Here is a 20,705-nt window from a genome sequence, read left to right as displayed (position 1 = left end):
TAGAACATGCCATCGGAAATCTGTCAGATACCGTCGCCAAATTCAAAACCCTGCGCGATACCGTTGAAATGCTGATCCATATCCATTGAAGGTCGTTCGCTTTCTGGCCGCCCGACGATGCGTGCAGGAACGCCTGCCGCCGTGGTGTGCGCCGGAACAGATTGCAATACCACAGAACCCGCCCCGATTTTTGCCCCTGCACCCACTTCGATATTGCCGAGAATTTTCGCGCCAGCGCCAATCATCACGCCTTCACGAATTTTCGGATGGCGATCGCCGACCGTTTTGCCCGTCCCCCCAAGCGTGACCGATTGCAGAATCGATACATCGTTTTCAACCACGGCGGTTTCACCGATGACAATCCCGGTGGCGTGGTCAAACATGATGCCGCAACCAATACGCGCCGCCGGGTGAATATCCACACCGAAGGAGACAGAAATCTGATTCTGGAAATAAATCGCCAGCGCTTTGCGATCCTGCTTCCACAACCAGTTGCCGATGCGGTAAGCCTGAAGCGCATGAAAACCTTTGAGGTAAAGCAATGGCGTGGAGAATTTGTCGACCGCTGCATCACGCTGATGCACCGCCAGAATATCGCGGGCAGCGGAGAGGATCATTTGCTCGTCATTGCGGTAGGCTTCTTCGACCACTTCACGAATCGCCATCGCCGGCATGATTGGGTTGCCCAGCTTGTTAGCCAGAATGTAGCTCAGCGCGCTGCCCAGCGTTTCATGTTTGAGTAACGTCGCGTGGAAAAAGCTGGCCAGCATCGGTTCACACTCAGCCAGTGCTCTCGCCTCTGATTTAATGTTATTCCAGACCAGTTCTAATTCTTCTAGCGACATCACTTTTCCTTACGACTTAGCAGGTTTTGATAATAAAAAGCCGCCCTGTCGGGAAACCCAACAAGGTGGCTATGCTTCATGTCGCCTTTCAGTGGCTGTGTTTTTCGTCCTTGCTCGCACGGGCAAGCAGACTGATGGCCGCTTCACGGGCATCTTTACCGCAGTACAACACCTGGTAAATCTGTTCCGTAATAGGCATCTCAACGTTATTACGCTGAGCCAGCGCCCGTACTTCTTTCGTGTTGCGATAGCCTTCAACAACCTGACCGATAGTGTCCTGAGCAGTCTGAACATCTTTGCCCTGTCCCAGCATAATGCCGAAACGACGGTTACGTGACTGATTGTCCGTGCAGGTTAACACCAAATCGCCCAGCCCCGCCATGCCCATAAATGTCGCAGGATCAGCACCGAGTGCGGAGCCCAGACGGGTCATTTCGGCCAGACCACGGGTGATCAGCGCAGTTCGGGCATTCGCGCCGAAACCAATCCCATCGGACATACCGGCACCAATAGCGATGACGTTTTTAATCGCGCCGCCAAGCTGTACTCCGATAAAATCAGGATTGCTGTAAACCCGGAAACTCTTGCCGCAATGCAGCAACTGCTGAAGATCTTCAGCGAAGCTCGCATCGGTGGCAGCCAGCGAAATCGCTGTCGGCATCCCGGCAGCCAGCTCCTTGGCAAACGTCGGCCCGGAAACTACGGCCAGCGGAATGGCATCACCCAGCTCTTCACGCGCAACATCCTGCAACAAACGTCCGGTTTCCGCCTCAAGCCCTTTCGTCGCCCACACTACGCGCGCATCGGCCCGCAAATGCGGTTTCAGCTGACGCAGGACGTCACCAAAAACGTGGCTAGGCACGACAACCAGCACATTACGGCTGGCCGCTAACGCGACAGACAGATTGGTTTCGAGCAGCAGATTATCGGGGAACGGAACATCAGGAAGGAATTCCTGATTACAACGGGCTTGTTGTAAGGCATTGATGTGGTCGGGATTGTGTCCCCAGAGCACAACGGGATGGCCATTTCTGGCGAGAGTAATCGCTAAAGCGGTGCCGTAAGATCCGGCACCGATAACAGTCATTGACGCATTGACGGTTTTCATCAGGCATCCTGATGCGGTTCAGCACCTTCGCCTTCAGCTTGCTGTTGCAGATAGTTCATGAACAGAGCGTCGAAGTTAACAGGTGCCAGGTTCAGTTGCGGGAAGGTACCGCGTGAAACCAGGCTGGTGATGCACTCACGCGCATACGGGAACAGGATGTTCGGGCAGTACGCACCCAGGCAATGTGCCATCTGGTTGCCATCGATACCGGAGATAGTGAAGATACCACCCTGTTGAACTTCGCACAGGAATGCAGTTTCGTCACCCAGTGAAGAAGTTACGGTCACACGCAAGACGACTTCGTATACGCCTTCAGCGAGCTGGCTGGAAGCCGTATCAAGATCCAGTTTCACTTCCGGCTGCCAGTCCTGCTGGAAAACCTGAGGAGCATTTGGCGCTTCGAAAGAAATATCTTTGGTGTAAATACGTTGGATCTGGAAAGCCATCTCGGTGTTGTTTTGTTCTGACATGTGAGTAGTACCCTCGGGTTAATAGTCCTTTTAAACACTTAATGAAAATACGCGGCTTGCGGCATTAACCCAGTAACGGGTCAAGGCCACCACGCGCATCAAGTGCATGTAAATCATCGCAACCGCCCACGTGCTGCCCGTCGATAAAAATCTGAGGAACAGTCGAATGACCGCTGCGGGCGATCATTTTTTCACGCGTATCTGCGTCACCATCAATAGCGATTTCATCAAATGAAGCGCCTTTGCTATTGAGCAGGGCTTTCGCACGATGGCAGTAAGGACAGGTTGCCTTGGTATAGATTTCAATTTTAGCCATGGGTTCCACCTCTGGGTCGTAGATTTTAGTGCCGTTGCGACGGGGTCTGAATCTTACTTACCGCGAACTAAAGGCAGGTTTTCACCGCTCCAGCCGCTGATACCTTCTTTCAACGTGAAAACACGTTCGAAACCTGCTGCGATCAGGCCTTCTGCCGCCGTGCGGGAAGTCTGGCCGGTGGCACAGACAACGATAACCGGTTGCGCTTTGTGCTTGCTCAGTTCGCCCAGATTATTGTTTTTAATGTCTGCACTCAGCACATTTTGGGATTCTGCGATGTGGCCTTTGCGGAATTCTTCACGCGCGCGAACATCGACAACAACAGCATCTTCTTTGTTGATCAGGCGGGTAGCTTCGCCACGCGTGATCTCTTTCACTTTAGAAAAACGTGTTTTAAAGGTGGTCACAATTACTGCAATCAGTAACGCAACCCACGCCAGGCTGAGAACCGGATGCGCACTGATGAATGGCATAATATCTTGCATGGGGTGTAGCAACTCCCGTCAGTTGGGGGAAAATTCAAGGCTTCAGAGTATACCTGCGCGTCGGCGCAAATACAGCCAGTATGCGCGGGCTAATGCCACAAACTGCGGCACATCCCGAAAAATTAACACGCCTTTATGCCGAAAGTTAACTCCCGCCGCGCTCCATCTTTGATCTCCCACGGCTATTCCCCTTTCAGCGCTGGGGTAAAATCAGCCCGCTTAAATGCACTTAGCCACGCCTGTTTTTTCACATCGAGCTGGCGAGCCTATTGAGCATTTCATCTTTCAAATTGAGGTCAATTGACATGTCGAGCAATAAAAAACCGATGGTTCTGGTTATTCTTGATGGCTACGGATATCGCGAAGAACAACAAGATAACGCGATTCTGAATGCAAAAACCCCGGTCATGGATAAGCTGTGGGCGACTCAGCCTCACACCCTGATTGCTGCGTCAGGCCTTGACGTAGGCTTGCCTGATGGTCAGATGGGCAACTCCGAAGTGGGCCATGTTAATTTAGGCGCAGGCCGTATCGTTTATCAGGATCTCACCCGCCTTGATAAAGAAATCAAAGAAGGCGACTTCTTTAATAATAGCGTACTGACCGGCGCGGTTGATCGCGCAATCAGCGCGGGCAAAGCCGTTCACATTATGGGTCTGCTTTCCGCGGGTGGCGTTCACAGCCACGAAGATCACATTATGGCGATGGTCGAACTGGCTCACCGCCGTGGCGCAAAAGCCATATATCTGCACGCATTCCTGGATGGCCGCGACACGCCTCCGCGCAGCGCTGAAGCCGCGTTAAAACGTTTCTCAGAGAAGTTTGCAGAAATCGGTACCGGACGCATCGCATCTATCGTCGGTCGTTATTATTCAATGGACCGCGACAACCGCTGGGATCGTGTGCAACTGGCTTATGACCTGATGTCTCAGGCCAAAGGCGCATTCACCGCAGATAACGCTCTGGCAGGCTTACAGGCCGCTTACGCCCGTGACGAAAATGATGAGTTCGTGAAACCGACTGTGTTGCAGGCTGCCGGCGAAGAAACCGCGGCAATCAATGACGGCGACGCGATGATCTTCATGAACTTCCGGGCTGACCGTGCGCGTGAAATCACCCGGGCCTTCATCAACACCGACTTCGACGGTTTTGCCCGCGAAAAAGTGATCAGCTTCGGCGATTTCATCATGCTGACGGAATACGCCGCTGATATTAAAGCTGCATGCGCGTATCCGCCTGCATCATTGAAAAACACGCTGGGCGAATGGCTGATGGCGCATAAGAAAACTCAGCTTCGTATCTCCGAAACTGAGAAATATGCGCACGTAACCTTCTTCTTCAATGGCGGCATGGAAGATGCGTTTGAAGGTGAAGACCGCATACTGGTGAAATCACCAAATGTCGCGACCTATGACCTGCAACCGGAAATGAGTTCAGCAGAACTGACCGATAAATTGCTGGGTGCGATCGCCAGTGGCAAATATGACGCGATTATCTGTAACTACCCGAACGGCGATATGGTCGGACATACCGGCGTTTATGATGCTGCCGTCAACGCAGTAGAAGCACTGGATCATTGTGTTGCCCAGGTTGTGGATGCCGTGAAAGCCGCCGGTGGCCAGCTGCTGATCACCGCCGACCACGGTAACGCGGAACAGATGCGTGACCCGGCAACCGGCCAGGCGCACACAGCACATACCAGTCTGCCGGTTCCGCTGATTTACGTGGGTGGCAACGCGCAAGCAATCGATGGCGGGAAATTGTCTGATATTGCGCCGACCATGCTCTCCCTGATGGGGATGGAAATCCCGGCCGAAATGAGCGGCAAACCGCTGTTTATCGCGCGTTAATTTCCGTTAAGAAAGCGAATTTAAGGCGTATCAGCGCAGGCTGGTACGCTTTTTTTGTTTGTGCATCAGCCGGTTGATTAGTGTTACGATAAGATAAGGGACAGCCATATTGTCTATCATCCACGGTCGACAAGCGGAAAAAAGTTTGAGCAAATTCATTCATTTCAGCCTGATGAGAACCCGCCTTTCCGCTCAGGACAAGGCCGTATCTGCCTTCCCATCTCCAGCCTTAATACTTTGCGCTTCATTGTTAACCCTCTCCGTGAGTGTGCACGCTGACGAAAACAAAGATCAGCTCAAAACCATTCAGCAGAACATTGCGGAAAAAGAGAAAAGCGTAAAGCAGCAGAAACAGCAGCGCGGAACGTTGCTGCAACAGTTGCAGGCTCAGGAAAAAACCATTGCTTCAGCCAGCACTCAGTTGCGCGGGACACAGTCGACACTGGCGACGCTGAACAAAGATATCGCCGGGCTGAATGCCTCTATCGATAAATTGCAAAAACAGCAGAAAACGCAGGAAGCTATACTTGCAAAGCAGCTGGATGCCGCATTCCGTATCGGCCAGCATAAAGGCCTGCAACTGCTGTTAAGCGGTGAAGAGACCGAGCGCAGCGAACGCATCATGGCCTATTTTGGCTATCTGAATGAAGCCCGCCAGAAAACCATCGAAGAACTCAAACAAACGCGTACAAAACTGGCAGAACAGCGGGTTTCCCTGCAATCGAAAGAAACTCAGCAAAAAAGCCTGTTAGGCGAGCAGCAGGCGCAGCAACAAAAACTTGAGCAGGCTCGTTCGGCGCGAAAACAAACGCTGACGGCGCTGGAATCCTCATTGCAAAAAGATGAGCAAAGCCTGACAGAGTTGCGCGCCAACGAAGCCAGTTTGCAGAATAAAATTGCCGCCGCTGAACGTGCAGCAAAAGCCCGCGCCGAGAAGGAAGCGCGCGAAGCCGCCGCCGTCCGGGCGAAAGAACAGCAGGCGAAGAAAACTGGCACCACCTATAAACCGACCCAAAGTGAGCAATCACTGATGGCGCGTACCGGCGGCCTGGGAAGACCATCCGGACAGAATATGTGGCCGGTTAACGGTTCGTTGATACATCGCTTCGGCGAACAACTCCAGGGTGAACTACGCTGGAAAGGCATTGTCATTTCAGCTCGCGAAGGCAGTGATGTCCGGGCTATCGCCGACGGACGTGTCATTCTGGCGGACTGGTTACAAGGCTACGGTCTGGTTGTGGTTATCGACCACGGCAAGGGTGATATGAGTCTGTACGGTTACAACCAGGACGCACTGGTCAGCGTCGGCGATCAGGTGAGAACCGGTCAGGCCATCGCGAAAGTGGGAAACAGTGGCGGACAAGGCCAGCCATCGCTGTATTTTGAAATTCGTCGTCAGGGCCAGGCAGTCAATCCACAGCCGTGGTTGGGAAGATAGCATTGCGATATAAAAAGTCCGTTTTAGCTGCCCTTTGTGGTACTGCGTTTTTCGTTTGTCAGGTTCAGGCAGCGAAATTATCCATCCTGATTGATGACTTTGGTTATCGCCAGCATGAGGAAAACCAGGTACTTCAGATGCCTAAAGCGGTATCGGTCGCGATTTTCCCCAATGCGCCAGATTCGCAAATGATGATGAACAAGGCACATCAGCAGGGCCGCGAAATTCTGATCCACCTGCCGATGGCGCCGCTCAGTAAGCAGCCACTGGAAAGAAATACGCTGACACCGTCCATGAGTGCCGCAGAGGTGAAGCGTATTGTCGATCAGGCCATCAGTAACATCCCGTACGCGATTGGTATCAACAATCATATGGGTAGCGCAATGACCTCAAGCCTGACGGGGATGGAAAACGTCATGCAGGCGATGAATGCTCATAACCTGTTCTTTCTCGACAGCATGACCATCGGCAACACGCAGTCCATGAAAGCCGCTCAAGGCACCCGCGTGAAAGTCATCAAGCGCAACGTCTTTTTAGATGATGTGCAAAATGAAGCCGAAATCCGCCGCCAGTTCGAGCGCGCGATTCAGTTAGCCCGCAAAAATGGTTATGCCATTGCCATCGGCCACCCGCATCCGACGACGGTAAAAGTGCTGCAACAAATGCTGCCAAATTTACCGTCAGATATTGTGCTGGTGCGCCCAAGTGATTTGTTAGATGAAGCCCAGCGCAGCGCGCCTTCGGGCAAACCGGTGAATATCCCGTCTGCCAAACCATCACGCAAAGGCATCAGCCAGTGCAAGATCAAACATCCTGTCCAACCCGTTTACGCCGGCAGCCTGTTTAACGCCGTGGGAGAAAGCCTGCAATCGCTGCCAGCCATTCAGTTCGTAGAGCGGCAATATGGGGTTTGGGTCGGCTTTGTTGAGAAACCAACCGCTGCGCCGGTGGTAGCAGAGCCAACTATTGCGCCTCAAAAATAACACTTCAGGGCCTCTTTGACACAAGAGGCCCCGCACATCAGTACGACCAGCCCATACTACCAGTCCAAAATCACTTTTCCTGAGTGGCCAGACCGCATTGCATCAAACCCTTTCTGGAATTCGTCTATCGGGAAATGGTGAGTAATCAACGGCGTGAGATCTAACCCTGACTGAATTAGCGCCGCCATTTTGTACCAGGTTTCAAACATTTCCCGGCCATAGATCCCTTTGATAAACAGCCCCTTGAAAATCACCTGATTCCAGTCGATGGCCATTTCTGTGGAAGGAATGCCGAGCATGGCAATCCGTCCGCCATGATTCATGGCACTGAGCATGCTGCGAAACGCCGCCGGTGCGCCGGACATTTCCAGTCCGACGTCAAACCCTTCTGTCATTCCGAGTTCTTCCATGACGTCCGGCAGGCTTTGCTGACTGACATTGACCGCCCTTGTCACGCCCATTTTTCGCGCCAGCTCCAGCCGGTATTCATTCATGTCGGTGATCACCACATGGCGCGCGCCGACGTGTTTGCAAATCGCGGCGGCCATAATCCCAATAGGACCGGCACCGCTTATCAGCACATCTTCACCGACGAGATCAAAAGACAGCGCGGTATGCACCGCATTGCCCAGCGGGTCGAAAATAGCCGCCAGATCATCAGAAATATTGTCCGGAATTTTGAACGCATTGAATGCAGGCAAAACCAGATATTCCGCGAAAGCGCCCGGACGGTTAACCCCGACGCCCTGCGCATTTCGGCATAAGTGCGTGCGACCGCCCCGGCAGTTACGGCAATGCCCGCAGGTGATATGGCCTTCACCGGAAACCCGATCGCCGATGCTGAAGCCTTTAACTTCCTGGCCAATGCCGACAACTTCGCCAACGTATTCATGCCCTACCACCATCGGCACGGGGATCGTTTTCTGCGACCATGCATCCCAGTTATAAATATGGACATCCGTTCCGCAGATAGCGGTTTTTCGGATTTTGATCAGCAAATCGTTATGGCCCATTTCCGGTACCGGCGCATCCGTCATCCAGATGCCTTCTTCACGTTTGAGTTTTGCTAAGGCTTTCATGAAAACTCCTCAGGCGATCACGCCAAGTTTTTTGCCAATACGGGTAAAGGCTTCAACCGCCTTTTCGATTTGTTCCGTGCTGTGCGCCGCAGACATCTGAGTACGGATACGCGCCTGACCTTGCGGCACCACCGGATAAAAGAAACCGGTGACATAAATACCTTCCTGCTGCAAAAGCGCGGCAAACTCTTGCGCTAAACGGGCTTCGCCGAGCATGACAGGAATGATGGCGTGATCGGCGCCGGCCAGCGTGAAGCCTGCTGCGGTCATTTTTTCACGGAACAGTTTGGCATTACTGAGCAACCGTTCGCGCAGTTCACTGCCTTCCTCGAGCATGGAGAGGACTTTCAGGGAGGCGGAAACAATCGAAGGCGCTAAAGAATTGGAGAAAAGATAAGGACGTGAACGCTGGCGTAACCAGTCAATGACTTCCTGACGTGCTGCGGTATAACCGCCGGAAGCGCCGCCCAGCGCTTTGCCGAGCGTACCGGTGATGATATCTACCCGCCCCATCACGTCACAATATTCATGAGTACCGCGTCCTTCGGTACCGACAAAACCGACAGCATGGGAATCGTCGACCATAACCAGCGCATCAAAACGTTCCGCCAGATCGCAAACACCTTTCAGGTTAGCAATTACACCATCCATGGAAAATACGCCGTCGGTTGCGACCAGAATATGCCGGGCACCGTCATCTTTCGCCTGCTGTAAACGGGCTTCGAGTTCGTCCATATTATTGTTGGCATAGCGATAGCGTTTCGCTTTGCACAACCGGACGCCATCGATTATTGATGCGTGGTTAAGTGCATCCGAAATAATGGCGTCTTCCTCACCCAGCAGCGTTTCGAATAAACCACCATTAGCATCAAAACAGGAGGAATAGAGGATTGCGTCGTCCATACCGAGAAAATCAGCCAGACGATGTTCGAGTTCTTTATGGGTATCTTGTGTACCGCAGATAAAACGCACCGACGCCATACCAAAACCATGGCTGTCGAGCCCCTCTTTCGCGGCCCGGATCAGCTCCGGATGATTCGCTAATCCAAGATAGTTATTCGCACAGAAATTGATGACCGGCTTACCGCCCGCGACAGACACTTCGGCTTGCTGAGGCGTCGTTAAAATGCGTTCTTCTTTAAACAATCCATCAGCCCGCGCCTGATCAAGCTGGTCTTCCAACTGCCGATAAAACGAAACAGACATACAGTATTCTCCTGAAATGACTCATTCACGGAATACATTACTAATCTGGATATGAAATAACGATGGAACTGCTCACAATATCTTTGTTTTGCAGCATAGTTCACGCCTTACGGTCTGAAACACAAGAATGCGTGTTATCGGACACCTTCCCAATGTGAGCTTCATAATGAAGTGTTATGATATTACCCAATTACAGGCTGCGCATGGTGCGCGGTTCTTAAAATGATTAAAGGTGGATCCCATGATTATCGTCACTGGCGGTGCTGGTTTTATCGGCAGCAATATTATTAAATCGCTCAATGATATGGGATACCGCGATATTTTGGTGGTTGATAACCTGAAAGACGGCACCAAATTCGTCAATCTGGTTGATCTGGATATTGCGGATTATTGCGACAAAGAAGATTTTATTGCCAGCATCGTAGCAGGCGACGATTTGGGTGATATTGACGCCATTTTCCACGAAGGCGCCTGTTCGTCCACCACCGAGTGGGACGGCAAATACATGATGGATAACAACTATCAGTATTCAAAAGATATCCTGCACTATTGCCTGGATCGCAGCATTCCTTTCCTTTACGCCTCTTCTGCCGCCACTTATGGCAGCCAGAGCACCAGCTTTGTAGAAGACCGTAAATACGAACAACCGCTGAACGTCTACGGTTACTCCAAGTTCCTGTTTGACCAGTATGTTCGCGAAATTCTGCCTCATGCGGATTCACAAATTTGTGGTTTCCGTTACTTCAACGTCTACGGGCCGCGTGAAGGCCATAAAGGCAGTATGGCCAGCGTTGCGTTCCATCTGAACAATCAGATCAAAGCCGGTGAAAATCCGAAATTGTTCTCAGGCAGCGAAGGTTTCAAACGCGATTTCATCTACGTGGGTGACGTAGCCGCCGTGAACCTGTGGTTCTGGCAGAACGGTGTTTCCGGTATTTTCAACTGCGGGACGGGCCGTTCAGAATCCTTCCAGGCCGTTGCGGATGCCGTCGTTGCTTACCACAAATCTGGCGATATCGAATACATTCCTTTCCCGGAAAAACTGAAAGGCCGTTATCAGTCCTTTACACAGGCCGATATGACCGCGCTGCGTAACGCCGGTTACGACAAACCGTTCAAAACGGTTGCTGAAGGCGTAACGGAATACATGAGCTGGCTTAACCGCACAGTATAAGTCCGCTGATTGAGGAATGGATTAACGGTATGAAAATACTGGTAATTGGGCCGTCATGGGTCGGTGACATGATGATGTCACAAAGTCTCTACCGCACGCTGAAAGCAGCGCATCCGGAAGCGCAAATCGACGTGATGGCACCTGCATGGTGCCGTCCTTTACTCGACCGGATGCCGGAGGTGCGTCAGGCTCTGCCGATGCCGTTAGGCCACGGTGCTCTGGAACTCGGTGAGCGTCGCCGTCTGGGCATTTCACTTCGTGGCGAACAATATCAGCGCGCCTTCGTGCTACCTAACTCGTTCAAATCAGCACTGGTTCCGTTCTTTGCCCGCATTCCTCAGCGTACCGGCTGGCGTGGCGAAATGCGTTATGGCCTGCTCAATGACCTGCGTGTTCTCGATAAAGCCGCCTTTCCTCTGATGGTTCAGCGCTATGCCGCGCTGGGCTACGACGCGCAACAAATCCGCACCGCTGCCGACCTGCCGCAGCCGATTCTCTGGCCGAAATTACAGGTGTCAGAAGCGGAAGTGGCGGCGGTTAAAATCTCATTTGCCGTCAGCGATAACAGGCCGCTTGTGGGCTTTTGTCCGGGTGCAGAATTTGGCCCGGCAAAGCGCTGGCCGCACTATCATTACGCCGCTCTTGCCGAAAAACTGATTGGCGAAGGCCAGCAGGTGGTGCTCTTTGGTTCTGCGAAAGACCATCAGGCGGGCGAACAAATACGCCAGTCTCTGACGGAAGGCGCCCAGCCTTTCTGCCTGAATCTGGCGGGTAAAACGTCGCTGGATCAGGCTGTTGTAATGATTGCCGCCTGTCAAGCCGTCGTCAGCAATGACTCAGGGCTGATGCATGTAGCGGCCGCGCTGGATAAACCGCTGGTTGCTCTGTACGGGCCGAGCAGCCCGGATTTCACCCCGCCGCTCAGTCATCGGGCCAAAGTTATCCGCCTCATCACCGGCTATCATAAAGTCCGCAAAGGCGATGCCGAAGAAGGCTATCACCAGAGTCTGATCGATATTCAGCCAGAACAGGTCTATCAGGAATTAAGTCAGCTACTGAATTCAGGGAAGGAGCAGTAATGCGGGTTCTCATCGTCAAAACATCGTCAATGGGTGACGTCCTGCATACTCTCCCGGCACTGACGGATGCCATGCAGGCTATCCCTGGGATCCGGTTTGACTGGGTCGTGGAGGAAGGTTTCACTCAAATTCCCGGATGGCATCCGGCGGTAGACCGCGTTATCCCGGTAGCCATCCGGCGCTGGCGCAAAAACTGGTTTGGTTCCGAAACCCGCCAGCAACGTTGTGATTTCAAACGTGAAGTGCAGTCACGAACTTACGATGCCGTCATCGACGCACAAGGCCTGATCAAAAGCGCGGCACTGATTACCCGTGTCGCAAAAGGCGAAAAGCACGGTCAGGATTGCAAAAGTGCCCGCGAACCTTTTGCCAGCTGGTTTTACAATCAACGTCACGAGATCGATAAAAAACAGCATGCTGTCGAACGCACTCGTGAGCTTTTCGCAAAAAGTCTGGGCTATCAAAAGCCGGCGACTCAGGGCGACTACGCCATCGCCGCACGCTTCCTTTCACATCCATCGCAAGATGCTGGCCAGTATCTGGTCTTCCTTCACGCCACTACTCGCGCTGATAAACACTGGCCTGAAGAGCACTGGCGCGAACTGATTGGCCTGCTCAGTACGCAGAATATCCGTATCAAACTGCCGTGGGGCGCGGAACACGAATATCAGCGTGCGCTGCGACTTGCAGAAAGTTTCCCTTTCGTTGAAGTATTACCCAAATTAAGCCTGCAAAATGTGGCCGAAGTGTTGGCAGGGGCAAAGGCTGTCGTTTCAGTCGATACCGGCCTGAGTCATCTGACTGCCGCACTGGATCGCCCAAATATCACGCTTTACGGCCCGACAGATCCTGGGCTGATCGGGGGATATGGGAAGAATCAGTTTATTTGCCGCCCGCTATCCGGGAATCAAATGGCGGACATTCTTCCTGAACAGGTAAAAACACTGCTCGATAAGGAGGCCGGTTAATCGTGGGATCTTTTTTCAAACAGATTTACCGATACACGCACCCGCGGTCATACAGGCACAATGAAAATTTATGGCCCTATATGAAAATAGGCAGAGCGCGTTCGGGGGAAATAACTAAACTCGAATATCGCGGCCAGTATGTACCCATAGCCGATCTTTCCTCCTTAAAAGGAAAGTTTTCCGGGCCGGTAATGCTGACTGCCACCGGGCCTTCCGTAAAAGAAATTGATTTTACCCAACCCCCTCTCCCGATTCCGGCTTTTGGCGTTAACGGAGCCTGGTCGCTGAGCCAATTTTTTGAATTCTCGTTTTACGTTATCGTAGACATGGGATTCTTCGATAAAAAGCCCGAAATCGTAGCTAACATTATTGCCGCACGTAATTTGACCTTATTTACGACGGCGCATGGCATAGCCAGAATCGTTGATCGCTTCGGATTAAAAAATATTCAGTGTACATTAGCGCTTATCGAAGATGCTGCTTGTAGAATTTACCAGCCTGCACTCAAACCTCATGAGCTAAAAGGTTTTTATGTTGTTAAAGAGAGCTCAGCTGAGTTTGCTCCGGACCGCGCAGATATCGGTTTTTCAACGGATATCCGGCAGGGGATTTTTGATGCCGGTACCGTGATTTACTGGGCATTACAGATTTCCCTGTATCTTGGTTTTACCGAACTGTTTATCGCAGGCCTGGATATGAACAACTTTGATAAACCCCGGTTTTATGAAAGCCAGAGCGATATGCAACCCACGAACCTTAAAGGTATTTTCACAAACCTTGTTTTACCTGCATTTCAACATGCCAGCTTATTACTTAAAGATAAGAAAATAAGAGTTGTTAATCTTTCAGTCAATAGTGCTATTCCAGACTACATTTTTGAAAAGGTTTCATATAATGATGCATTTTTTAAGAAGAATTAATGCAGAGCATCTTTATTATTTATTCTTTACATTGTTTCTTTTCTTCAGTGCAATTTTTTGCGGCTATACAAGATCGACAAACCTTTTCCATTTATCGGGAATAGTTTTCCTTTTCCTAATTTTCAGAAACAAAACATTTCGCGATACCCTTCTGCATAAAAAACAGATGCTTTATGGGCTGCTTTTTTGCTCAATTTATCTGTTGTATTTTTCGCTGAGCACCCTTTGGGGAGACATCCCGTCAAACCTTGAGTCAGCGTTAACACACAGTTTATACATTCTGATCTTTGTCGCCATGGTCGCGAAAATATTAAGCAGCGAGAAAAGAGAGATTGCTCTGGCAGCGATAATTTTCGGATTTGTTGCTTTGGCGCTTTTCTTAATTGTTGTTGATTATCAAAATTTACTGACCAACCGACTGATGAGCCCAATATCTCCCGGCCCGAGTAATGTCATCGATGTCGGCGGATACTTTTCAATCGGGATAATTCTCTCATTGCTGGCGTTCAAAGAGAGTAAGAAACCTGTGTTTATCATCACAGCCTCTATACTTTTCATCGCATTATTACTCACTCAAAGCCGCGGGCCCTTTATTGCTCTGGTGATCTCGCTGATCGTCACGTCACACTATAAAATTCTTTCCAGGAAAAACGTTTTAATTGCAGCCATCGCACTGGCCGTTGTCATTACAGCCATGTCATATATTGGCATTACTGAGATGGTCATTGAACGTTTTCAGGAGTTGTCATCGCAGGTTTACTTACGTCTCAGTATCTGGCGACATACGTTTGAAGTGATCTCTCCTGACATTGTTTTCGGTTACGGTTTTGATAAGAGTCTGAATTTCATTAATTACAGTGGCGAACACATCACAACGACACATAGCTTGTATCTTGGGAGCATGCTGAAAGGCGGGTTGGTCGGTGTCATTTCACTTCTGATGCTGCTGAGTTATATCGCTTACAGGGCGTTATGTTACATCAAGGAAGAAAGACGTTTTGAGGCAGCTATCTTCATATTCATGCTGATCTTTTATGTTTCGCAGGGAATGTTCAATATCAGTAATCCCAGCGAAAGCTGGTACTTATTCTGGTTCCCGATAGGTGTTTTGCTGGCCGGAGAAATAAAGAAAGCCCGATAGTAAATGGCGAAACAGAGCAAGGGAAAAATAGCTATTCCCTTGCTCTCACCCTCAGAGCGGTAACAATAATTCGATTCTTTCCAGAACATCCTCAGCATTAATGATAGCTAAAGGCTGTATTTTTATATCTGCTGCCAGATTTTTAATATCTGTAGAAACACGCATGACCTGATGCAATTCCATATCCTGATAAGGCCCCGTATGGTCAGGATTTGCTGTCACGAAAAGGCTGACAGTTTTGGTTTTCAGCGCGACGGCAAGATGAAGCGGTCCGGTATCTCCGGTAACGAGCACATCCATGTTTTCTATAATGCCCATCAATTGCTTCAGATCGGTTTTCCCGATATAGCTGGTGACCCGTTTTACTTCATCTTCCGACAATGAATTCAGGAAGAATTTTTCATAGGCCAGTTCTTTTTTTGTCCCAATCAGCACAACTTCATACTCTGGCCCCAATTGGAAAAGTACCTTCGCAAGCTCAGAAAATTTTGATATTGGCCAGCATCTTATTGGTTCAGAGGCGCCCATCTGAAAACCAATAATTTTCTTTCCGGCTTCTTTATTAAGATGCGTGAAATCAACTGGAATAACCATTTCATTATTGGATACATCGCAACCTAACAAACTGCACATATTCAATTTTCGTTGAATCAGATGGCAGCTTAAAAACGATCCTTCATTAACAAGCCACTTTTCCATCCCAATCTTCTTACCGCCGTATATATCCTTGACGATATATTGGGAGCCGGACATTACTGCGCTAAGAATGTCGTAGGGGGCTTTTGAGTGTAAGATTACCGTTAATTCAGGCGGCCGCTCTCTAAGTTGTGTGACCAGTTTTCTGACGTGTTTTACCTTCTCATCCCAATATACTATCCGGTCAAAAAAAAGACTTCCCTCAACGAGGGTTTTATTTTTTTCACTGGAGACCAGTGTAATGAACGCATCCGGATAGCGTTGTCTTACCGCACGAATGGCTGGCGTATTGAACATTAAATCGCCCAGCGCCGTGGTCGAGTAAATAGCAATACTTTTAAAATTCTCTTCTGCCGAGAATGACTTCCGGCTTTTCAGAGTGGGCTTAATCTTTACATAGCAATGTAAGAAAAGATTAATCCAAAATATTTTCATCCTTTTCTGCGACATCTTAGTTCATCTTCCATTGATAATATTCTGCCAGAGTCATCCCCTGTGCCCGTTCGCTTATCCAGCTAAACAGCTTTTCCAAATCGTCGTAGAGTCTTTCAATGTCTTTTTCGTTTTTGAACGTCGGGCTTCCGCCGGGCATGAACTCTGAAGAGTGCAGCATGAACTCGATATAGTCAGAACCCTGCTTAAGAGTCTGCTCAGCAACCTTTTTCATATTCTCAACATTGCCACCGGATGGGCGCAACCAGAGCGTAGAAGGCGACCGGGTTTTTCCGCGAAGTTTATCGTAGCCGCTCTTAATATGATTGAGCATTCCCGAGTGCTTAAGCTGAATACTCATCGGGACTTCAAGAAGCGGAGAATTGCCCGCTTTTGCAATATCATTGAGGTCAATGAAATAAGCCTCTTTCGGAAAACGGCTGTAATCCGTTCCGCCCGCCCCTTCAGGGTTACCCGGTGAAGATGACCAGTTCACATGCGGTGTCACCGAACAATCAACAAGATATCCCTGCTCAACCAGCAGCGACGCATAAAACTCATTAAACGCCCAACGACCCGCGCGATGGCTGAGCATTTTTGTCTGGAAATTGTCTTCCAGCAGTTTCGTCATAAATGCCACTTTAGCCTTGATTTGGTCTTCCGGGAATTCGATCAGGTAAGGCTTGTGTCGCCAGTCATCATCGGTCAGCGCGACAAGCGGAGGGCTATTCCAGGCATGTAAATGCATGCCAACTTCGCCCTTCCCCCGCCGGATCACATCACTGGCAAACTCCACATAAGCAGCATCCTGCGCCATTTCATAATTCGTCAGATAAACCGGCTTAAAGGCGTACTTTTCGCAAAGGCTCTGGAATCGCGGCAGAAAGCGGGTGTTCTCAGTGGAAATGCGCTCATGATTTTGCCAAAGATTGTCACCCTCGGTATCTATGGTGATGATAAATGCGGGTTTTTTCATTGAACTGGCCTAATTTTATCTTATTAATCAAACGTACAGGATGACGGTTACGCGGGCATGCCAATGCAAACATACCGCTATGACAACAATTTATTGGATTGTTTCTATTTTTTGGGATTTTCACCCTCAACGCAAGAACCGTGTTGGGTGTAGCCTGAGGCTTCAGTGTACTTTAGAATCGTGCTTTGATTCCTAAACAGTGATGAATTATGACGACTGCTCAAGCACAAAATCCGGATTCCTCTATCAGGCGTATCCTTATCATCAAACTACGTCATCACGGCGATATGTTGCTGACGACCCCGGTCGTCAATACATTGAAGGCGCGTTATCCTGACGCTGAAATTGATATGCTGATATACCAGGAAACCCGGGATATGCTGGCGGCCAATCCTTCCATTCATCACTTGCATTGCATTGACCGCACCTGGAAAAAACTCGGCGTGTGGTCCCATATGGCTCATGAAATTCGTTTAATGAAACAGGTCATGTCCCGCCATTATGATCTGACGCTCAACTTAAGCGATCAGTGGCGAAGTGCCATTGCCACCCGACTTACGGGCGCGTCTGTCCGCCTGGGTTTCGATTTTCCAAAACGTCAGGGCGCATTTTGGCGTTTTTGCCACACCCAACTGGTCAGTACGAAAAACCATCATGCACTTCATACCGTTGAACAAAACCTCTCCCTGCTGGCCCCCCTTCAGCTTCCTTTGATAAGACCGGAAGCCACGATGAGTTATGCTCAGGAAGACGGTGAAAAGGTACAGCATTTATTACAGCAGAATCAGGTTTCTGGCCGTTATATTGTGGTGCAGCCTACCTCTCGATGGTTCTTCAAATGCTGGTCAGAAGAAAAGATGGCCGCCATGCTTACGCAATTGCACGCTGAAGGCTATCCACTGATAGTCACTTCCGGGCCGGACAAACACGAGCTCGCCATGGTCGATCGTATCCTGAAACTTTGTCCTCAGATCAATCTGATTTCTCTGGCCGGCAAATTAACGTTACCCCAGCTTGCCGCCTTGATTGATGGTGCCGCGCTATTTATCGGCGTGGATTCTGTCCCGATGCATATGGCGGCGGCTTTGAAAACTCCTCTCGTCGCTCTGTTTGGCCCGTCAAAACTGGTTTTCTGGCGCCCATGGGAAGCCACAGGTGAAGTGATTTGGGCCGGTGATTTCGGGCCACTTCCTGATCCGGACAATATCGATACCAACACGTCCGAACGTTATCTGAATGCCATTCCCGTAGACGTCGTGACTGATGCGGCCAGGAGATTATTAGCATGAAAGCATTCCGGCTTGCTTTAGTTCGCCAGAAATACCGCCCTGACGGAGGCGCCGAACGGTTTGTTTCCCGGGCGCTGGAAGCACTTGAAAACCAAAATATCGAGCTTAATGTCATCACCCGCGAATGGCAGGGTGACATTAACCCCGATTGGAATGTGCATCTGTGCAACCCGTGGAAATTCGGTCGTGTAAGCAGGGAGCGCGGTTTTGCCAACGCGGCCCGGCAAATCTGGCAAAAAGAGAAATTCGATTTGGTGCAAAGCCACGAACGGATACCTGGCTGCGATTTATACCGGGCCGGTGATGGCGTTCATGTCAGATGGCTGGAAGAGCGTTCGCGATTGTTGCCTCAGTACAAAGCAAAAAGACTTTTCACCGACAGGTTTCACCGTTACGTCATGCAAGCCGAAAAGGATATGTATGCCGCGCCAGAGTTGAAAGCGGTTATCTGTAATGCCGAAATGGTTAAAAAAGAAATCATTGAGCGGTTTTCTGTGCCCGCAGAAAAAATTCACGTCATTTATAATTCTGTAAATAACCAACATTTCATACCGGTGACCGCCCCGCTGCGCGCTCAGCTTCGCCAGCAATATGGTGTGCCGGCGAATGCGACTTGCATGATCTACGTTGGCTCGGGCTTTGAACGTAAAGGCCTGGACGCGGCAATTAAAGCCATTTCAGGAACGTCGCGACATCTTCTGGTTGTCGGCAAAGATAAAAATGAGCCACGGTATCGCGAATTAGCGGCTGCAAGCGGCTGCAAAGATCGGGTGCATTTCTTTGGCGTTCAGCAAAATACGCTGCAGTTCTATCAAATGGCTGACGGGTTGCTACTCCCTACTCTATACGATCCGTTCCCCAACGTGATTCTCGAAGCCATGGCCTGTGGCCTGCCCGTGATCACTACCCCAACCTGTGGTGGAGCCGAGTTTATAGAAAATGGGAGAAACGGATTCGTTTGTGATGCGCTGGATATCAACGACCTGCAGCAAGCGATTATGGCTCTGCCGTCGAATGTGGTAGATTCTCGCGAGTCTCTAAACTCACGGGAAACGGTCATGAACAATACGCCTCAGCACCTTTCAGAGCAGCTTCTTAACCTCTATAAAGAGCTTCTGAACCGATGATAAATATTCTGATTGTTATCGATGGTTTGCCAGGCGGCGGTGCCGAAAAGGTTGTTCTGACATTAGCCGAAGGCTTTCTGCGCGCCGGACACCGTGTTTCGCTATTTTCATTAAGAGACGTTTGTGATTATCCGCTGCCAGACGGTCTGACTTACCGGGTGATAAAAGATAAATGCCGTGCGCCGTGGCGTAAAATCACTGAGCTTACACGCCGTGCCCGGTTGCTTGATCAGGCCGTACAATCCAGCGACGAGTTCGATTTGGTATTATCAAACCTGCACAAAACCGATCGTATCGTTTCCCGCAGCAAATACCTCCCCCGCCATAAAGTCTGGTTCTGTTTACACGGGATGTTCTCAACGTCTTATCTGGGACACCGGACCGGCCTGAGCCGCTGGCTGAAGAAACTCAAGATAAAAAATGTTTATCAGGACCGGAATATCGTGACTGTTTCACAGGCCGTCGCGGATGATTTAGCCCATTTCGAACTCCGTCCCTCTCAGCTTAAGGTGATCTACAACCCGTTCGATATTGATGCAATCAGACTGGCTGCCGCACAGGAATGTGAGCTTCCTCCGGGATCGTACCTGATCCATGTGGGGCGTTTTCATGAGAATAAGCGTCACGACCGGCTGATTCAGGCTTATGCAGAAAGCCGCATCGAACTCCCTCTGGTTCTGCTGGGCCAGGGTTCAGAAGCGAAAACTGAAAAGCTGAAAACATTAGCTCAGGATCTCGGCGTAGAAGACAGGGTTCTGTTTCCCGGATTCAGGCCTAACCCTTATCCTTTCATTCGAAATGCAGCAATGCTGGTACTGAGTTCGGACAGCGAAGGGTTTGGGAATGTATTGGTTGAAGCCCTGCTTCTGGGCACCCCGGTCGTCAGCACACATTGTCCGGGCGGCCCTGCTGAAATCCTGCAAGGTGAACTTGCCCGCGGGCTGGCTCAGTTGAACAGCCATAATTTAGCGCAAGTGATGGTGGATATTTACCAGAATCCCCCGGAAATCAATCAGGAAACATTATCGGGCTTTGGCATTGCACCTATTTGCGAACAATATTGCTCGCTGGCAAAAAATGCTGAGAGCTAAATAAGAATTCATTCTGAGCACCCGCTGCTCTA

The 20,705-nt window shown here is 50.2% G+C and carries 20 protein-coding genes; 11 read left to right on the top strand and 9 right to left on the bottom strand.

Annotated elements, in window-relative coordinates; genetic code table 11:
* Positions 1-23: 23 nt before the first annotated feature.
* From cysE to J1782_RS13215, 5 genes are all read right to left on the bottom strand, one after another.
* Complete coding sequence (gene cysE / locus J1782_RS13235) at positions 24-845, bottom strand: serine O-acetyltransferase (RefSeq protein ID WP_101079904.1); 822 nt, start codon at positions 843-845, stop codon at positions 24-26.
* An 88-nt stretch (positions 846-933) separates the two neighbouring features.
* Positions 934-1,953 carry an NAD(P)H-dependent glycerol-3-phosphate dehydrogenase gene (gpsA, locus tag J1782_RS13230; protein ID WP_152325012.1) on the bottom strand — a complete coding sequence of 340 codons (1,020 nt, stop codon included), beginning with the start codon at positions 1,951-1,953 and terminating at the stop codon, positions 934-936.
* Entirely contained in the window at positions 1,953-2,423 is a 471-nt protein-coding gene (gene secB / locus J1782_RS13225; protein ID WP_013577602.1) for a protein-export chaperone SecB, read from the bottom strand. Before secB ends, gpsA begins: the two co-directional genes overlap by 1 nt.
* Positions 2,424-2,487: 64 nt before the next feature.
* Positions 2,488-2,739: a glutaredoxin 3 gene (gene grxC / locus J1782_RS13220; protein WP_152325011.1), complete on the bottom strand. Its 252-nt coding sequence runs from the start codon at positions 2,737-2,739 to the stop codon at positions 2,488-2,490.
* A gap of 53 nt (positions 2,740-2,792) precedes the next feature.
* Complete coding sequence (locus J1782_RS13215; protein WP_152325009.1) at positions 2,793-3,224, bottom strand: rhodanese-like domain-containing protein; 432 nt, start codon at positions 3,222-3,224, stop codon at positions 2,793-2,795.
* A gap of 305 nt (positions 3,225-3,529) precedes the next feature.
* Between J1782_RS13215 and gpmM the strand changes: the two genes are divergently transcribed.
* The 3 genes from gpmM (at position 3,530) to J1782_RS13200 (ending at position 7,495) form a co-directional block, all read left to right on the top strand.
* A complete protein-coding gene (gpmM, locus tag J1782_RS13210) occupies positions 3,530-5,074 on the top strand; it encodes a 2,3-bisphosphoglycerate-independent phosphoglycerate mutase (RefSeq protein ID WP_152325007.1) in 1,545 nt (514 codons plus the stop codon).
* A 172-nt stretch (positions 5,075-5,246) separates the two neighbouring features.
* Positions 5,247-6,512, top strand: a complete 1,266-nt coding sequence (envC, locus tag J1782_RS13205) for a murein hydrolase activator EnvC (RefSeq protein WP_193333113.1) — start codon at positions 5,247-5,249, stop codon at positions 6,510-6,512.
* Between the two features lie 2 nt (positions 6,513-6,514).
* Positions 6,515-7,495 carry a divergent polysaccharide deacetylase family protein gene (locus J1782_RS13200; protein ID WP_217153310.1) on the top strand — a complete coding sequence of 327 codons (981 nt, stop codon included), beginning with the start codon at positions 6,515-6,517 and terminating at the stop codon, positions 7,493-7,495.
* 56 nt (positions 7,496-7,551) lie between these two features.
* On the opposite strand, the gene tdh is transcribed toward J1782_RS13200, so the two are convergent.
* Entirely contained in the window at positions 7,552-8,574 is a 1,023-nt protein-coding gene (tdh, locus tag J1782_RS13195; RefSeq protein WP_152325001.1) for an L-threonine 3-dehydrogenase, read from the bottom strand.
* Between the two features lie 9 nt (positions 8,575-8,583).
* On the bottom strand, positions 8,584-9,780 hold the full coding sequence (gene kbl, locus J1782_RS13190) for a glycine C-acetyltransferase (protein WP_217153309.1): 1,197 nt from the start codon (positions 9,778-9,780) through the stop codon (positions 8,584-8,586).
* Between the two features lie 241 nt (positions 9,781-10,021).
* Between kbl and rfaD the strand changes: the two genes are divergently transcribed.
* From rfaD to J1782_RS13165, 5 genes are read left to right on the top strand one after another with little or no spacing between them, the layout of a single operon-like run.
* Positions 10,022-10,954 carry an ADP-glyceromanno-heptose 6-epimerase gene (gene rfaD / locus J1782_RS13185; RefSeq protein WP_101079915.1) on the top strand — a complete coding sequence of 311 codons (933 nt, stop codon included), beginning with the start codon at positions 10,022-10,024 and terminating at the stop codon, positions 10,952-10,954.
* 29 nt (positions 10,955-10,983) lie between these two features.
* Complete coding sequence (gene rfaF / locus J1782_RS13180) at positions 10,984-12,033, top strand: ADP-heptose--LPS heptosyltransferase RfaF (protein ID WP_208950127.1); 1,050 nt, start codon at positions 10,984-10,986, stop codon at positions 12,031-12,033.
* The gene (rfaC, locus tag J1782_RS13175) at positions 12,033-13,001 is read left to right on the top strand and encodes a lipopolysaccharide heptosyltransferase RfaC (RefSeq protein WP_152324997.1); all 969 of its coding nucleotides are present in this window, start codon (positions 12,033-12,035) and stop codon (positions 12,999-13,001) included. Before rfaF ends, rfaC begins: the two co-directional genes overlap by 1 nt.
* A 2-nt stretch (positions 13,002-13,003) precedes the next feature.
* Positions 13,004-13,921, top strand: a complete 918-nt coding sequence (locus J1782_RS13170) for a sugar glycosyltransferase (protein ID WP_152324995.1) — start codon at positions 13,004-13,006, stop codon at positions 13,919-13,921.
* Positions 13,896-15,062, top strand: a complete 1,167-nt coding sequence (locus tag J1782_RS13165) for an O-antigen ligase (RefSeq protein WP_235937450.1) — start codon at positions 13,896-13,898, stop codon at positions 15,060-15,062. Before J1782_RS13170 ends, J1782_RS13165 begins: the two co-directional genes overlap by 26 nt.
* Positions 15,063-15,113: 51 nt before the next feature.
* Here J1782_RS13165 and J1782_RS13160 read toward each other — a convergent pair whose 3' ends face one another.
* Positions 15,114-16,208: a glycosyltransferase family 9 protein gene (locus J1782_RS13160; protein WP_235937449.1), complete on the bottom strand. Its 1,095-nt coding sequence runs from the start codon at positions 16,206-16,208 to the stop codon at positions 15,114-15,116.
* 1 nt (position 16,209) lies between these two features.
* Complete coding sequence (locus tag J1782_RS13155; protein WP_217153308.1) at positions 16,210-17,166, bottom strand: polysaccharide deacetylase family protein; 957 nt, start codon at positions 17,164-17,166, stop codon at positions 16,210-16,212.
* Positions 17,167-17,372: 206 nt separating this feature from the next.
* Here J1782_RS13155 and rfaQ point away from each other — a divergent pair, with 206 nt between their 5' ends.
* Genes rfaQ through J1782_RS13140 form a run of 3 tightly spaced genes read left to right on the top strand, consistent with a single transcriptional unit; the run spans position 17,373 to position 20,673 of the window.
* Entirely contained in the window at positions 17,373-18,455 is a 1,083-nt protein-coding gene (gene rfaQ / locus J1782_RS13150; protein WP_371819783.1) for a putative lipopolysaccharide heptosyltransferase III, read from the top strand.
* Positions 18,452-19,582 carry a glycosyltransferase family 4 protein gene (locus J1782_RS13145; RefSeq protein ID WP_152324989.1) on the top strand — a complete coding sequence of 377 codons (1,131 nt, stop codon included), beginning with the start codon at positions 18,452-18,454 and terminating at the stop codon, positions 19,580-19,582. The genes rfaQ and J1782_RS13145 overlap by 4 nt, the downstream gene beginning before the upstream one ends.
* Positions 19,582-20,673 (top strand): glycosyltransferase, encoded by a 1,092-nt coding sequence (locus J1782_RS13140; protein ID WP_217153320.1) that lies wholly within the window; start codon positions 19,582-19,584, stop codon positions 20,671-20,673. Before J1782_RS13145 ends, J1782_RS13140 begins: the two co-directional genes overlap by 1 nt.
* Positions 20,674-20,705 lie beyond the last annotated feature (32 nt).

This window comes from Rahnella sp. BCC 1045, assembly GCF_019049615.1.
Taxonomy (GTDB): domain Bacteria; phylum Pseudomonadota; class Gammaproteobacteria; order Enterobacterales; family Enterobacteriaceae; genus Rahnella; species Rahnella contaminans.
Note: the sequence above shows the minus strand (reverse complement) of the source record. Positions and strands in the feature narration are given on the sequence as shown.